This window comes from Demequina sp. NBRC 110053, assembly GCF_002090095.1.
GTDB lineage: Bacteria > Actinomycetota > Actinomycetes > Actinomycetales > Demequinaceae > Demequina.
In genome coordinates this window covers 424,379-438,480 of the sequence record NZ_BBRJ01000002.1, presented here as the reverse complement: position 1 = coordinate 438,480, position 14,102 = coordinate 424,379, and the positions used below count along the sequence as shown (strand labels likewise).

Genomic DNA, 14,102 nt, shown 5'->3' with positions numbered 1-14,102 from the left:
CGAGCAGGGGAGTGGACATGGACAATCTTGGAGACGTGCTGTGGTGGATGCTGTGGCTGTTCATCTGGGTCACAGCCGTGGTCATCTGGTTCCGCTGCGTGTGGGACCTCTTCAGTGACGCGTCGCTGGGGGGCTGGGCCAAGGCAGGCTGGGTGATCTTCCTGGTCCTCGTGCCGTGGCTCAGCGCGCTCATCTACGTCATCGTGCGCGGGCAGGGCATGGCCCGGCGCTCCACGCGTGGTGGCATCGTGCCCGAGCGTGACGTGCACGCGGACTACATGGCCGGACTCCAGGCCAGCGCGGCGCCCGACCCCGTGGGCCAGGTCGCGAAGGCCAAGGAACTGCTGGACGCGGGCGCGATCACGCAGGCGGAGTTCGAGCAGCTCAAGGCGAAGGCGCTCGCCTGACGGGTGCCCGCGCGGTGCCCGTGCACCAGTGCTGGGCTGTTGTCAATGCGGAAGCGGCTCGGCCGGTGAGCCGCCCTGAGAGCACATGGATGGAAAGGGTGTTCGGCTGGTCCTCGCCACCCATGTGCTCACAGCGCCGCTCACCTCACGGGCGCGTCGCCTCGGGGGCCGATGCGGTGGCGGCAGCGAGCGTGGCCGTGGCCGTGCCCGTGCCGCCTCGGGGAAGGGTGAGCGAGCCGCTCGCGCCATTCCCGGTCACGCGGTAGTCGCCGGCGAACCCTGTCAGCTCGAAGCGGCCGGTGGCGTCGGTGCGGACCTCGGTGGCGCTCATCCACCACTCCTCCTTGAGGAGTCGGTGCAGCGCCCGATACGACGGCTTGGGAGTGCCGTCCGCGCGCACCAGGCCAGACGGGGCGCCCAACCACGCGCGGGCGTCGCTCAGGCCCCAATAGGTGATCGACTCGACCAGCGGCTCGGCGACGAGCAGCCGGTACAGCCGCGTGAGCTCGTCGGCCTGGCGCTGCTCGCCCTCGGGCGTCGAGGGCCACGAGTCGACCACGTAGTCGTTGAGGTCGACGATGCGCTCGGGCATGAGCTCGCCCGACACCAGGCTCACCTCGGTCATCTGCAGCGGCAGCCCGAACCGCGAGAAGCGCGCCAGGATCTCCTCGAGCTGCGCCTCGCCCCGGAACCCCTGGTGCATGTGCGTCTGCAGACCGATCGCATCGATCTGGATGCCAGCTGCCAGGCACTCCTCGATGAGGTGCTCGTAGTCCTCCGACAGGTCGAAGTCGTTCAGCACCAGGCGCGCGTGGGGGTTGCCCTCCCGAGCGGAGTCGAAGGCCAGGCGCACCATCTCGACTTGACCCTTGGTCTGCGCGAGCCGGGTCACGGCGTTGTCCTCCGCGGTGAACACGGGGAGGATCACCGCCTCGTTGATGGCGTCCCACAGGTCGACGAGTCCGGCGAACGCGCGCGCGTCGCGCGTCACCCGGGCCCGCATCTCCGCCTCGGGGTCGTCCACGTGAAGCAGCCACTCGGGGGCCAGGGTGTGCCACAGCAGCGGATGCCCCTTGACGAGAACGCCGCGATCGACGAACCACCGTGCGGCCGCGGTCAGCCTGTCCGTGTGAGGACGCCCCTGCTCGGGCTCGAACTGCCTCCAGTAGAACGGCAGGGTGGCAGCATTGAACAGGTCGAGGTAGAGCGCCTCCAGGCGGGGGTCTGAGGTGCCCTCGGCGACGTCGAAGCCGATGTTGCCGAACCCGAACGCATGGCGGACCTGCTCGACGGTGACCACCGCATCGGCGACGGGCGAGCCGTCGGCGTGCTGCACGAGCACGCTCGCGCGGCCCCGGCGATGGTCGAGCGAGTCGGGCTCGTGGTCGCCGACCGGGACGGGGGCCGTCACGCCGTCGCCGGCGCGACGGTCTCGGCCACGGCGCTGGCCGCGACGCGAGCCGTCGTGAGTCGTGCCGATGCGGGCGTGACCTCGTGGACCTCGCCCGTCAGCTCGACCGTGGCCTCGGTGAGCCGCGTGCTCGACGTGCCGGTCCACAGCTCGACTGCACCCGGCTCGACGACGCGCCGCATGGAGCGATCCGTGAAGGCGAGACGGGTGGTCGGGACGTCCAGCTCGACGGTCACCGTCGCGCCGGCATCGACCTGAACGCGAAGGTAGCCGAGCAGCTGCGCCACAGGGCGCGTCACCGAGCCGACGACGTCCTTGCCGTAGAGCTGGACCACCTCCTCGCCGCCGCGGTCGCCGGTGTTGGTGACGGAGACCGTGACGGTGATGGTGCCGTCCGTGGGTGCATCGGACGCCGTGAGGCCACTGTGCTCGAAGGTCGTGTACGACAGCCCGTGGCCGAACGCCGCGGCCGGTGCGGACGACAGGTTGGTGACATCCGTGTCGCCGCCGAGCGCGGGGTGCAGGTACGTGTACGGCTGAGCTCCCGCTGGGCGGGGCAGCGAGACGGGCAGGCGACCGGAGGGGTTCACCCGACCGGACAGGACGCCAGCAAGTGCGGGGCCGCCCTCCTCGCCGGGGAAGAAGGTCTGCACCACGGCGGCGCAGCGCTCGAGGGCCCACGACACGGCGTACGGACGTCCCGTGACGAGGACCATCACGACGGGGGTGCCGGTCGCGAGGATCGCCTCGACCAGCTCGCGCTGGACGCCGGGCAGCTCGAGGTCGTCGGTGTCGCACCCCTCGCCGGACGTGCCGCGACCGAACAGGCCGGCGTGGTCGCCGACCACCACGACGGCGGTGTCCGCCGCCCTCGCCGCTGCGACGGCCTCGTCGAAGCCCGACCGGTCATCGTCGTCCACGGCGCAGCCGCGGGCATAGGTGACGGTGCCGGCCAGCTCGTCGCGGATCGACTCGAGCAGCGTAGGCGCCTCGAATCCCAGCTCGACTCCCGGACGGTGCGCGAGCACATGGTTCGCGAACGAGTAGCAGCCGAACAGCGCCGAGACGCGATGGGCATTGGGGCCGATGACGGCAGTCGTGCCAGCGGACGCGTCCGCTGGCAGCGGCAGCGTCCCGTCGTTGGACACCAGGACGACGGACTGCTCGGCGATCTGCCGCGCCACGTCACGGTGCGCGGGGGAGTCGAGGTCGACGCCGGTGGGCGGAGCATCCTCGAACGTCTGGTCGAGCAGCCCGTGGCGCTCCTTCTGAGCGAGGATGCGAGCCGCGGCGCGATCGACGAGCGCGATGTCGACGGCTCCGGACTCGATCGCCGCCTTGAGCGGCGCCAGGTAGGCGTCGCCCGTGGGGAGCTCGACATCGACGCCAGCGGCGAGTGCCTGACCGGCGGCCTCGCCCAGGTCGGCGGCGACGTGGTGCAGGACGTGCAGGAAGGCCACGCCGAAGTAGTCGGCGACCACCGTGCCCTCGAAGCCCCACTCGCCTCGCAGGACGTCCGTGAGAAGCGTGGGGTCGGCAGCGACGGGCACGCCGTCGATCTCCGCGTACGAGTGCATGACCGAGGCGACCTTGCCGTCGAGCACGGCCATTTCGAAGGGAATGAGCATGACGTCGCGCAGCTCGCGCGGTCCCATGTGGACGGGCCCGAAGTTGCGTCCGGCCTGCGATGCGGAGTAGCCCACGAAGTGCTTGAGGGTCGCGTCGACGCCGCGCGACTGGAGGCCGCGCACATAGGCCGTCCCCACCGCGCCCACCAGGTACGGGTCCTCGGCGATGCACTCCTCGACGCGCCCCCACCGGGGGTCGCGAACGACGTCGAGCACGGGGGCGAGCCCCTGGTGGATGCCGAGCGCGGACATGGACTCGCCGATCAGCGCGCCCATCTCCTCGACCAGGCAGTCGTTGAACGTCGCCCCCCACGACAGGGGCGCGGGGAAGGTCGCAGCCTTCCACGCCGACAGGCCTGTCAGGCACTCCTCGTGGACGATCGCCGGGATGCCTGCGCGCGTGCCCGTCACCAGCGAGCGCTGACGCTGCCACAGGTACGCCGCGCGCTCGTCGGGATCGTGCGGGTTGGTGCCGTACACGCGAGTCAGGTGGCCCAGGCCGTGCGTCGTCGCGTCGTCGATCTTGCCGCTGTGAGCCTGCTCGCCCTGCAGGGGGGCGACCGAGTCGCCCTCCTCGCCCTCCCAGAACCCGACGATCTGAGCGAGCTTCTCCTCGAGGGAGAGGTCCGCGACGATCGCCTTGACTCGAGGGCTGATGTTCTGGTCGATCATCCCTAGCCCTTCACCGCACCCGAGAGGCCGTCGACGATGCGACGCTCCATCATCAGGAAGAACACCAGGGCGGGAATCATCGCCAGGAACGTGTACGCCATGATGCCGGCGAAGTCCGCGGCGTTCTGGCCCTGGAACTGCGTCACGCCCAGAGGCAGCGTGGTGGGCGCCTCGCGGCCGGTGAGGATGACGAGCGGCAGCAGGTAGGCGTTCCACGAGCCGAGGAATGCGAGCACTCCCACGGTGACCATGCCGGGCTTCGCCAGGGGCAGCACCATCCGGTAGAAGAAGCCCACGCGGGTGAGGCCGTCCATGAACGCTGCCTCCTCGAGCTCGTCCGGCAGGGCGGCGAGGAACGGCCGCATGATGATCACGGTCACCGGCAGCGCGAACGCGATCTGGGGAACGATGAGTCCCCAGTAGCCGCCCACCCAGCCCAGATCGTTGAGGAGCAGGAACAGCGGGAAGATCGCCACGGTGAGCGGGAACATCAGGCCCGCCGTGAAGATGATGAAGATGCCCTCGCGGCCCTTGAACGCGTAGCGGGCGAGAGGGTACGCCGCCATGGTGCCGAACAGCACCACGCCCGCGGTGGTCGCGACGGCGACGATGAGCGAGTTGAGCGTGTACTCCCAGAAGTTGCCCTGGGTGAGGATGTTCCAGTAGTTCTGCCACACCCACGGATCGGGCAGGCCGGTCGGGTCCGCCGCCAGCTGTCCGTTCGACCGGAAGCCGCCGAGAGCGAGGTAGATGATCGGTCCCAGCGTGAGCCCCACGGCGATGAGCGCCACGAAGATCGTGACGTAGATCGAGGAGTCTCCCTGGAGGCGGGTCCGCGTGCGCGACTGCTTGGTCGGCTGGCGGTAGCTCTGCGTGGTGGTGTCGGTGGCCATGTCAGGCCCCCTTTCGGGCACGGGCCGCGTTGTCACGACGCATGACGAGCGTCAGGTAGAGCAGTGCGGCGGCCATGGAGAAGATGAACATGATGATCGCGAGCGCGGAGGCGTAGCCTCCGTCGTTGCGCTGCGTTCCGGTGTCGACCATCAGCGTCGCGATGGTCGCGTACTGGTTGGTCGATCCGCCCTTGTTCAGCACCCACGCCATGTCGAACAGCTGGATGGAGCCGATGATCGACAGGAACGCCCACACGCGCACCGTGGGACCGATGAGCGGGATGTTGATGCGCCACTGCACCTGCCACCAGCTCGCGCCGTCGATGGATGCGGCCTCCTGAAGCTCCTCCGGCACGCCGGCGAGGCCCGCGAGGAAGAGGATGATGGCGAGGCCGATGTACTTCCATGACACGATGAAGAAGAAGGTCCAGAAGCCCCACGTCGGATCCTCGAGCCAGCCTTGCGGTGGCGTGGGAAGGCCCAGTCCCTGGACCATCTGCGTCACCGGACCGCGCGGGTCCAGGAGCATGAGCCACATGAGGCCGGCGGTGACCTCGGCCAGGACGTACGGGGCGAAGATGATGAGCCGCACGCTGGAGCGGCCGGGGAACTTGCGGTTGAGCACCAGCGCGATCAGCATGGCGATCGGGAGCTGGACGAGCATCGACAGCGCGATGATCTGCGCGTTGTTGCCGACGGCATTCCAGAACGGCTCCGCGTAGGCCTTCCAGAAGATCTCCTGCGTCTCCGGATCGGTGCCGCCGAACAGCGCTCGGGTGTAGTTGTCGAGTCCGATGAACTCAGCCAGCTCGAACGGCTGGCGGGAGTCCCACTTGTACAGGCTGTAGCGCGCCGCCATCACCATCGGGAAGACGACGAACGCGAGGAACATCAGCAGCGCGGGGCCGACGAAGATCGCGATCTCGATCCACTTGCGTCGGTTGTCCTTGCGTGCGTTGTGCTGGGCGGGGGTGACAGGGGTGGACCCCGCCGCTGACGCCTTCGCGTCAGCGACGGGGCCCTTGCCCGTACCCGAGGCCTCCAGTGCAGTCACCAGGGAGCCTCGCTTTCTTGTATCAGGGGGACGGGTTGAGTGTTACTGGGTGAGCGCCGCGGCGGTCATCAGGTCGACGACATCCTGCGCGTCGCCGGTGCCGGCGAAGATGCCGACGATGCCGTCGTTCATGGCGCCACCGACGTTGGTGCCGAAGCTCGTGTCGAGCCACAGCTGCACGTAGGCGGCGTTACCGGCCACCTGCGACAGCTCGACCAGCACGGGGTTGGTCACGGCCTCCGCCGCGGCAGGCGCCACGGGCAGGATGCCAGCGGCCTCGGCCGCACCAGCCTGGTTCTCGTCGCTCACGATGAACGAGAGGAACTCGGCGCACTCCGGCGGAGCGTCGACGTAGCACGCGAAGCCGTCGCCGCCACCCAGGGCAGCGGACGGGTCGCCGGCGCCGCCTTCGGTCGCGGGCATCGGGAACCAGCCGAGGTCGTCGTGCAGGGCCGCGATGGCCTCGTCCGAACCGTCGGTGAAGCCCTCGTACACGAACACGTTCCAGTGGCCCATGAGCTCCATCGCCGCCTCGCCGGTGGCCACGAGGCCAGCGGACGAGGTCGCGCCGGTCTGGGCGACCGTCGAGATGTACTGGTCCTGGAACGGGTTGGTGCCGATGAACTCCTCGAGCTGCGTGCCAGCCTCGACCCAGCAGGGGTCAGAGAAGTCGAACGTCGTGCCAGCGGAGGCGACGACGTCCTGCGGGCAGGAGCGCAGCGCGAAGTTGTACCACCAGTGCGCCGCGGGCCAGCCGTCGGCCGCGCCCACCGCGATGGGCGTGATGTCCGCGTCCTTGAGAGCCTGCACGGCCTCGTTGAGCTCTGCCATCGTGGCGGGCTCCTCGGTGATGCCTGCCTCCTCGAACAGCGACTCGCGGTACCAGATGCCCTCGACGCCGAACTGGAAGGGCAGACCGTAGGTCGAGCCCTCGTACTGCCACGGCGCAACGCTGCCGCCCAGGCGGGTGACGTCGTCCGCGAGGGTCTCGCTCAGGTCCATCAGGTAGCCCGACTCGACCTGGGTCGCGAGCTCGCCGCCGCCCCACGCCTGGAACAGGTCGGGCGCGTCGCCCGACTGCAGGGCGAGGGGGATGCGGGTGCGCTGCAGGTCCTCGTTCTGGATCTGCTCGATCTCGATGGTGACGTGGGGGTTCTCTGCCGTGAACGCGTCAGCCACGCTCTGCCAGTAGTCGCCCAAGTCGTTCTGCCCGTTGTCTCCCGCGACGGAGTTGTGCCACCACGTGAGGGTTACGGGCTCCTTCTCCTCCGACGACTCCCCTCCGGTGGGGGCGTCGGTGGGGTCGTTTCCTGCGTCGTCGCTGCTGCACGCTGCGAGCAGCAAAGCCGCCGATGCTGCGAATGCCACTGCGGCACTCGCCTTGCGCATGGATGCCATGTTCTGGGTCCTTTCAGTCCTCGTTGACCAGCCGAACACGGGCAGTCTGTCAGCGGCTCCGACGGAGTGTCAAACGATTTCGATAACGATTTCGTCACACCCCCGAGCGACTGTACTATGGCGGTCATGGAACCAGCTCCAAGGGTGAAGATGGCCGACGTCGCCGCGAAGGCGGGCGTCTCCGTTGCCACCGTCTCCAAGGTCGTCAACGGCCGTTACGGCGTCGCCAAGGAGACCGTCGAGCTGGTTCAGGGCGTGATCGACGAGCTCGGCTACGCCGGCAATCTCAGCGCCTCGAGCCTGCGCATGCAGCAGACCAACGTCCTGGGCATCCTGGTCGCGAGCTTCGAGCCGTTCAGCGCGGAGCTCATCAAGGGCGCAGCCGCGGCGGCGGAGGGCTCGGGCTACGAGCTGCTCGCGCATTCGGGGGGCGAGGTCCATGGGTGGGAGCGTCGCTCGCTCGCCCGTCTGGGCGGGACGCTCATCGCGGGCGCCGTGATTGTCACCCCGACCGTGCTGGACGCGCGCACCGTGGTGCCGGTGGTCGCGGTCGACCCGCACTACGGACCCAACCGCCTGCCGACCATCGATGCGGACAGCTTCACCGGCGCGGAGCAGGCGACGGACCACCTGATCTCCCTGGGGCACACGCGAATCGCCTTCCTGGGCGGGCGCTCCGAGCTCGACTCGGCCCACCTGCGCGAAGCGGGCTTCCGCAACGCCATGGCAGAGGCCGGCATCCCCGTCGACCAGGCGCTCGTCCGCGAGACGCGCTACCAGCCCGACCGCGCATCGGCCGTCGCTCGAGAGCTGCTCGCGATGCCCGACCGGCCCACCGCGATCTTCGCGGCGAACGATGTCACCGCCATCCGTGCCGTCGAGGTCGCGCACGAGTACGGCCTGCGCGTGCCAGAGGACCTCTCGGTGGTGGGGTTCGACGACGTTCCCGACGCCGCGCTGTCCAGCCCCGCCCTCACGACCGTGCGCCAGCCCATGCAGGCCATGGGTGCCGCCGCGATGACGATGCTGCTCGACCTCATCAACGGCGTCGAGCGGGAGCATCACGTGCGCATGGCGACCGAGCTGATCGTCCGCGGCACCTCGGCGCCGCCTCCCGCGACCCTGCGTCAGGTGACCGTGCCGGCGGCGCGGGCCACGGATGCTGTGGGTGCGTGAGCCTGGGCGCTCGGAGGGGTCGATGACTCCCGGCGGTGACGATGCGACCTCGGGTGGGCACCCCGACCCTCGCCCCGAGCCGCTGACGGCTGTGGGCACGGACCGCTTGGCGTGCTGCCTCACGTTCGACGACGGTCCGAACGGCGAGGACACGGAGCGATTGCTCGCCGCGCTCGCCGAGCGGGGCATCCTTGCGGTGTTCTGCATCGTCGGTTCCCAGATCCAGCGTCCGGGTGGTGCGGAGGTGCTGCGCCGCATTGCGCGCGACGGTCACGTGATCGCGAACCATGCGACGTCGTTCGATGACATGGGAGCCTGGAGCCCGGAACGCGTGCGCGCGGACCTGATCGAGAACCTCCGGGTGATCCGCTTGGTGCTCGGCGAGAACCATCCCGTGCCGTACTGGCGCGCGCCCAACGCGTCGTGGGGCCGGACGTGCGAGGTAGCCGTGTCCCTCGGGATGCAGCCCCTCGGATTCTCGAGTCACATCGAGGACTGGGTCGAGCAGGACGCTGACGTGCTCGCGGCTCGCCTGCGCGAGGCCATCGTGCCCGGCGCGCTGGTGGTGCTGCACGACGGCGGCGGCGACAGGGCCGGGACGGTGGATGCAGCGATCCGGGTGGTCGACGAGCTTCTCGCCCGCGGGTGGTCCTTCGTGCTGCCGTCGTCGTGACGGCCCACGCGCCGTCGCCTCAGCCGGCCCGCGCATCGGCGCCGCGACCGTGCTACTCCTGCTCGTCGCGGCGACGGATGTACGTCGCCATGCCGGGGACGGTGAAGCCGATGCGCCCGCGAGCCGGTGCGTAGACGATGCCCTTGTCGATGAGCCGCGTACGGATCGCGCTGAGCGCGGAGGCGGGCTTGCCGAGGCGCTGCGCGACGTCTCCCGAGCGGCTCGGGCCGTCGCCATCGACCGCCATCGCGCGCAGGTAGGACCTCTCCGCGCCGGTCGCTCGCTCCCAGCGGATGTGGAAGAACCCCTGGTCGAGCTCCGCGAAGCCCAGCCGCCGCGCCGCGACGGCGTCGTTGGCCGAGATGGGGGAGTAGGCGGCGACGTTCCACGCGGCGCGGCCGAAGTGCTGCAAGAAGTACGGGTAGCCGCCCGCCGACGAGAGGATCACCTCGAGGCCGTCCTGGGTCCACGACTCGCCCAGCGCCTCGACCGGCGCGACCAAGGCGCGGCGCGCGTCAGCCTTGTCGAGCCACGTGATCGCGCGGAACTCGAAGAAGCGCTCGGCGTAGGTGCGCGCCTCGGACAGCAGGCGCGGCAGCGCCGGCAGGCCCGCTCCGCACAGCAGCAGCGGTGCGCGCGACTCGTTGGCCTCCTGGCCCACTGCGAGCAGCGCGCGCAGGTCCGCGCGGGAGAGGTCATGCATCTCGTCGACGGCGATCAGCACTCCGGTGCGGGTCTCCGCGCACGCCTCGGCGAGGGTGCGCAGCATGTCGGGGAGCGAGTGCTCGATCGACGTGCCGTAGCTGAGCAGGTGACGGGGGTCCACCTCGATGCCCGCCGAGACGTCCTGCAGGCCCACCGACAGCGAGAACGACTTGAAGGCGCCCAGGGCCCGCTTGACGCGCTCGCCGGCGCTCGGGCGGTCGAGGCGCAGCATGTGGGGGGTGAGGCGGGTCACGAGCTGCTCGGCGAAGGTCGCGCTGGTGGAGGCCGCGGCCTCGACCCGCACCGCGATCCAGCCGCGGTCGCTCGCGATCTCGCAGAAGCGGCCGAGCAGGACGGTCTTGCCGGTGCCGCGCAGGCCATGCAGCACGATGCCGTTGGCGCCGCGCTGCAGCTCCGAGCGCTCGATCGCGGTCGTGATCGCGGTGACCTCGGCGTCGCGGCCAGCGAGCGTGTGCGGGGGACTGCCCGCCCCAGGGTTGAACGGGTTCGCGTTGGGGTGCATGGCACAACGTATACGCGAGTATGCGTCCCGCCGCATACTCTTATTGGGCGAATGGGGCCCCATTGGTGCACCCAGCGTCTTACATGCGCGAGTTGGGCCCAACTCGCGCACGAGCAGGTGGCGGGGGCGCGGTGGCAGACTGGCGGCGTGATCACTGTTGCCGTTCCTCATCCGAAGATCGCCGATGCGCTGGGAGACCTGGGAGAGGATGCCCGGGTCATCGTGTGGGATCCGCGCGAGGGTCCTGCTCCCGACGGCGAGCGGGAGCGCATCACGATCGCGTGCGTGCCGCACTCGATCCACGGCGGCGAGGCGTACGGCCGCCTGGCCGACTGTCCGACGCTGCAGGTGATCCAGCTGCCCTCGGCGGGCTACGAGCACGCGGCACCGTTCGTCCCGGCGGGTAAGAAGCTCGCGAATGCGAGAGGCGTGCACGACTCCCGGACAGCCGAGATGGCGCTGGCCCTCGCGCTCGCGAGCCAGCGTCGCTTGCCGCGCTTGTGGGATGCGCAGCGGCGCGGAACGTGGGACCCGGGAGGATTCTCACCGTCGCTCGCTGACAGGCGGTGCCTGGTCATCGGGTACGGCTCGATTGGCTCGGCCCTGGGCGCTCGCCTGCGCGCGTGCGAGGCGGAGGTGGTGGGCGTCGCGCGCTCCGCGCGCACGGCGCCCGACGGCACCGAGGTTCACGCGCTGGACGCGCTCCCCGAGCTGTTGCCCGCAGCGGAGATCGTCTTCCTCGTGACGCCGCTCACCGAGCAGACCGCAGGGCTCGTCGACGCCAGCTTCCTGGAAGCGCTTGCGGATGGCGCCCTGATCGTCAACGTCGGCCGCGGCAAGGTGGTGGACACGGACGCCCTGCTGGCCGAGCTCGAGTCGGGCCGGCTGCGTGCAGCCCTCGACGTCACCGACCCCGAGCCGCTGCCGGATGGTCATCCGCTGTGGTCGGCTCCAGGGTGCATCATCGTCCCGCACGTCGCAGGCAACACCAAGATGACCGACAGGCGCTACGTGGACCTCGTGCGGCGGCAGGTCGAGGCGGTGCGCCACGGCGACGACCCCGTCAACTTCGTGACGATGGGGGCGTTCCCCGCCTGAGGGTCGGCCGGGTCACGGCCGCGCGGCGTCGCGCCACGCGATCCACGACTGCACGATGGCGTTGAGCTCGTCGCGGCGCTCCTCGGCCTCGGCAATCGACACGATGCGCATGACGCGCCCCTCCTTGCCCGACCCCTCGAGGTGCTTGAACGTGCCCGGGATCAGCGCGCCGTGATGGAACATCAGCGTCGCATGGTGCGTCGACTTGGGGAAGAAGCTCGCGAGGTTGCCCTCATAGGTGAACGTGGGCGTGTCCCATTTGATGCACTCGCCTATGCGGTCGTCGCTTGCCAGGATGATCTGGCGGATTCGCTGCACGACATCCCGCATGGGATTGTCGTAGCGGCTCATCCACCGGTCGACCTCGTCACTGGCCATGACCCTGACCGTACCGCTACCTGCGGGCTTTCGCCCGCTTGTGCAGCCGGAGCGTCGTCTCGCGCTCCTCCCGATGGTCGACCAGGGGCTCGGGGTACTCGGGCGTGTCGAGCTCGGGGATCCAGCGCTGGACGTATCGCCTGTCGGGATCGAAGCGTTCGAGCTGCGACTGCGGATTGAAGATGCGGAAGAACGGCGCCGCGTCGCGTCCCGTGCCGGCCACCCACTGCCAGTTCAACTGGTTCTGCGCGTGGTCGTAGTCCACGAGCGCGCGCCTGAAATGGTCGGCGCCGCGCTGCCACGGCAGTCTCAGGTCCTTGATCAGGAAGCTCGCGACGACCATCCTCACCCGGTTGTGCATCCAGCCGGTCTGCGCGAGCTGGCGCATGCCGGCGTCCACCAGCGGGAAGCCGGTGCGGCCGTCGCGCCACGCCACGAAGGCGTCATCCGCGTCACGCCCCGTCTCCCAGTCGTCCTCGGCGAGGACGGGCGTGAGCGACTCGCGCCGCGCCTGCGGCTCATGCCACAGGGTGTCGGCGTGGAACTCGCGCCATGCCAGCTCGGCCTGAAACACGCGTGAGCCGTCCGAGCGCAGGGGGGCGAGCATGGCCAGGACCGTGCGGGGATGGACCTGCCCGAATGCCAGCGCCGACGACAGGTGCGAGGTCGCGTCGAGGTCGGGGCGGTCGCGATCCTGCGCGTAGCCGGCGACGTCGCCGTCAATGAAGTCCTCGAGCGCCGCGCGCAGCCGCTCCTCCCGGAACTCGTGATGCGGATCGATCGGGTCCTCCGAGTCCCCGTGGGCGGCGCGCTGGTCGAGATCCACGTCGTCCAGGCTGCCGAGGGACACGAACGCGTCAGGGTCGGCGCGCTCCGCAGGAGCACGCCACCCGTGTCCACGCCATGCGTCCAGGAACGGCGTGTACACGCGATACGGCGTGCCGTCCGACTTCAGCACGCGACCCGGCGCGACAGCGTAGGGAGAGCCGTGAAGCCGCAGCTCCCGCCCGTCGCCCTCCAATGCCTCCGAGACGGCCTGCTGCTCGGCGACCCCGGCGGGGCTGAACTCCTTGGCGGCCCAGACTACCCGCGCATCGGCCTCCTGCGCTGCCGCCAGCACGACCTCGGCGGCGCGCCCTCGTGCGACGGCGAGCGCGCCGCCGGTGTCGTCGCGCAGCGACCACAGCGACCTCGCGAGGTGGGCGCGGCGTCGGCCGGACCAGAGGTGCACGGCCTCCGTCCAGGCGAACACGGCAGCGGCCGGCCCGTCGGACTGAGCCTCGAGCAGTGCAGGGTTGTCGTCGAGCCGGAGGTCGCGGCGGGCCCACCAGAGGTGCGTCATGCCAGGCCCAACGCAAGGCGCCCGCCCGGGTGTTCCCGGACGGGCGCTGCTGCGTGGGGCGAGTTACGCGTGCGCGGCCACGCGAGCATTGCGCTCGATGTGCGCGACGGCCGCCTCGACGAAGTTCGTCAGCACCGCGAGCTGCGGCTCGTCCTGGAGCGAGCCGTCTGCGCCGAACGCGTCCGCGCGGTAGTGGAAGAACGTCTCGGGCTGGCCGAGGGTGGGCGCATCGGAGTGCGCGAGGATGTTGCGCAGGTGCTGCTGCGCCATCGCCGTTCCCGCGGGCGAGATGGAGGCGCCCATGATGGCCACGGGCCTGCCGTTGAACGAGTTCTGACCCCACGGGCGCGACGCCCAGTCGATGGCGTTCTTCAAGGCACCGGGGATCGAGCGGGAGTACTCGGGGGTGACGATGATGATGCCGTCGACGGACTCGACCTTCTCCTTGAACTCGGTTGCGACGGCGGGCCAGTCCCCGTCGAGGCCGTAGTCGTACAGCGGCAGCTTCGCGATGTCGATGTCCACGAACTCGACGTCGGACGCGAGCGAGGGCAGGATCCGCGCGATCTTGCGGTTGATGGAGGCCTCGGCGATGGAGCCGACGATGATGCCGATGCGGGGCATGGTGATTCCTTACAGGTGGGGGTTGGGGGAGCGTCGTCGACTGCGACGACGCTCGTGCCAACATTACGTGACACGTCAACTATTCCCAAACGGCTGACGTTGTCGATCGCCGATGCGCGG

Annotated in this window: 13 protein-coding genes; 4 read left to right on the top strand and 9 right to left on the bottom strand. The window is 69.9% G+C overall.

Annotation, left to right across the window (positions count from 1 at the left end; all coding sequences use genetic code 11):
• The first annotated feature begins 17 nt into the window (after positions 1-17).
• Positions 18-407, top strand: coding sequence for an SHOCT domain-containing protein (locus B7K22_RS02155; RefSeq protein ID WP_084039658.1), 390 nt, complete (start codon positions 18-20; stop codon positions 405-407).
• A 145-nt stretch (positions 408-552) separates the two neighbouring features.
• On the opposite strand, the gene B7K22_RS02150 is transcribed toward B7K22_RS02155, so the two are convergent.
• From B7K22_RS02150 to B7K22_RS02130, 5 genes are read right to left on the bottom strand one after another with little or no spacing between them, the layout of a single operon-like run.
• On the bottom strand, positions 553-1,818 hold the full coding sequence (locus tag B7K22_RS02150; RefSeq protein WP_084039656.1) for an endo-1,4-beta-xylanase: 1,266 nt from the start codon (positions 1,816-1,818) through the stop codon (positions 553-555).
• Entirely contained in the window at positions 1,815-4,118 is a 2,304-nt protein-coding gene (locus B7K22_RS02145) for a glycoside hydrolase family 3 N-terminal domain-containing protein (RefSeq protein ID WP_084038139.1), read from the bottom strand. The genes B7K22_RS02150 and B7K22_RS02145 overlap by 4 nt, the downstream gene beginning before the upstream one ends.
• A 2-nt stretch (positions 4,119-4,120) precedes the next feature.
• Positions 4,121-5,011, bottom strand: a complete 891-nt coding sequence (locus tag B7K22_RS02140; protein ID WP_084038138.1) for a carbohydrate ABC transporter permease — start codon at positions 5,009-5,011, stop codon at positions 4,121-4,123.
• Between the two features lies 1 nt (position 5,012).
• Positions 5,013-6,065: a carbohydrate ABC transporter permease gene (locus B7K22_RS02135; RefSeq protein WP_084038137.1), complete on the bottom strand. Its 1,053-nt coding sequence runs from the start codon at positions 6,063-6,065 to the stop codon at positions 5,013-5,015.
• 42 nt (positions 6,066-6,107) lie between these two features.
• Entirely contained in the window at positions 6,108-7,463 is a 1,356-nt protein-coding gene (locus tag B7K22_RS02130) for an ABC transporter substrate-binding protein (protein ID WP_084038136.1), read from the bottom strand.
• Positions 7,464-7,589: 126 nt separating this feature from the next.
• Between B7K22_RS02130 and B7K22_RS02125 the strand changes: the two genes are divergently transcribed.
• Both B7K22_RS02125 and B7K22_RS02120 read left to right on the top strand, forming a co-directional pair.
• Positions 7,590-8,639: a LacI family DNA-binding transcriptional regulator gene (locus tag B7K22_RS02125; protein ID WP_084039654.1), complete on the top strand. Its 1,050-nt coding sequence runs from the start codon at positions 7,590-7,592 to the stop codon at positions 8,637-8,639.
• A gap of 22 nt (positions 8,640-8,661) precedes the next feature.
• The gene (locus tag B7K22_RS02120) at positions 8,662-9,312 is read left to right on the top strand and encodes a polysaccharide deacetylase family protein (protein WP_159448721.1); all 651 of its coding nucleotides are present in this window, start codon (positions 8,662-8,664) and stop codon (positions 9,310-9,312) included.
• A 52-nt stretch (positions 9,313-9,364) separates the two neighbouring features.
• On the opposite strand, the gene B7K22_RS02115 is transcribed toward B7K22_RS02120, so the two are convergent.
• Entirely contained in the window at positions 9,365-10,540 is a 1,176-nt protein-coding gene (locus tag B7K22_RS02115) for an AAA family ATPase (protein ID WP_159448720.1), read from the bottom strand.
• Between the two features lie 147 nt (positions 10,541-10,687).
• On the opposite strand from B7K22_RS02115, the gene B7K22_RS02110 reads away from it, so the two are divergent.
• A complete protein-coding gene (locus tag B7K22_RS02110; RefSeq protein ID WP_234983270.1) occupies positions 10,688-11,638 on the top strand; it encodes a 2-hydroxyacid dehydrogenase in 951 nt (316 codons plus the stop codon).
• A gap of 12 nt (positions 11,639-11,650) precedes the next feature.
• Here B7K22_RS02110 and B7K22_RS02105 read toward each other — a convergent pair whose 3' ends face one another.
• From B7K22_RS02105 to B7K22_RS02095, 3 genes are all read right to left on the bottom strand, one after another.
• Positions 11,651-12,016 carry a DUF1801 domain-containing protein gene (locus tag B7K22_RS02105; RefSeq protein WP_084038133.1) on the bottom strand — a complete coding sequence of 122 codons (366 nt, stop codon included), beginning with the start codon at positions 12,014-12,016 and terminating at the stop codon, positions 11,651-11,653.
• A 16-nt stretch (positions 12,017-12,032) separates the two neighbouring features.
• A complete protein-coding gene (locus B7K22_RS02100) occupies positions 12,033-13,358 on the bottom strand; it encodes a deoxyribodipyrimidine photo-lyase (protein ID WP_084038132.1) in 1,326 nt (441 codons plus the stop codon).
• A 63-nt stretch (positions 13,359-13,421) separates the two neighbouring features.
• Complete coding sequence (locus B7K22_RS02095) at positions 13,422-13,982, bottom strand: NADPH-dependent FMN reductase (RefSeq protein WP_234983269.1); 561 nt, start codon at positions 13,980-13,982, stop codon at positions 13,422-13,424.
• Positions 13,983-14,102: the final 120 nt, after the last annotated feature.

Excerpts from the sequence above, each read along its gene's own strand:
- B7K22_RS02140 (WP_084038138.1), bottom strand. The coding sequence starts at position 5,011 with ATGGCCACCGACACCACCACGCAGAGCTACCGCCAGCCGACCAAGCAG.
- B7K22_RS02115 (WP_159448720.1), bottom strand. The coding sequence starts at position 10,540 with ATGCACCCCAACGCGAACCCGTTCAACCCTGGGGCGGGCAGTCCCCCG.
- B7K22_RS02105 (WP_084038133.1), bottom strand. The coding sequence starts at position 12,016 with ATGGCCAGTGACGAGGTCGACCGGTGGATGAGCCGCTACGACAATCCC.
- B7K22_RS02095 (WP_234983269.1), bottom strand. The coding sequence starts at position 13,982 with ATGCCCCGCATCGGCATCATCGTCGGCTCCATCGCCGAGGCCTCCATC.
- B7K22_RS02125 (WP_084039654.1), top strand. The coding sequence starts at position 7,590 with ATGGAACCAGCTCCAAGGGTGAAGATGGCCGACGTCGCCGCGAAGGCG.
- B7K22_RS02100 (WP_084038132.1), bottom strand. The coding sequence starts at position 13,358 with ATGACGCACCTCTGGTGGGCCCGCCGCGACCTCCGGCTCGACGACAAC.
- B7K22_RS02130 (WP_084038136.1), bottom strand. The coding sequence starts at position 7,463 with ATGGCATCCATGCGCAAGGCGAGTGCCGCAGTGGCATTCGCAGCATCG.
- B7K22_RS02155 (WP_084039658.1), top strand. The coding sequence starts at position 18 with ATGGACAATCTTGGAGACGTGCTGTGGTGGATGCTGTGGCTGTTCATC.
- B7K22_RS02120 (WP_159448721.1), top strand. The coding sequence starts at position 8,662 with ATGACTCCCGGCGGTGACGATGCGACCTCGGGTGGGCACCCCGACCCT.
- B7K22_RS02145 (WP_084038139.1), bottom strand. The coding sequence starts at position 4,118 with ATGATCGACCAGAACATCAGCCCTCGAGTCAAGGCGATCGTCGCGGAC.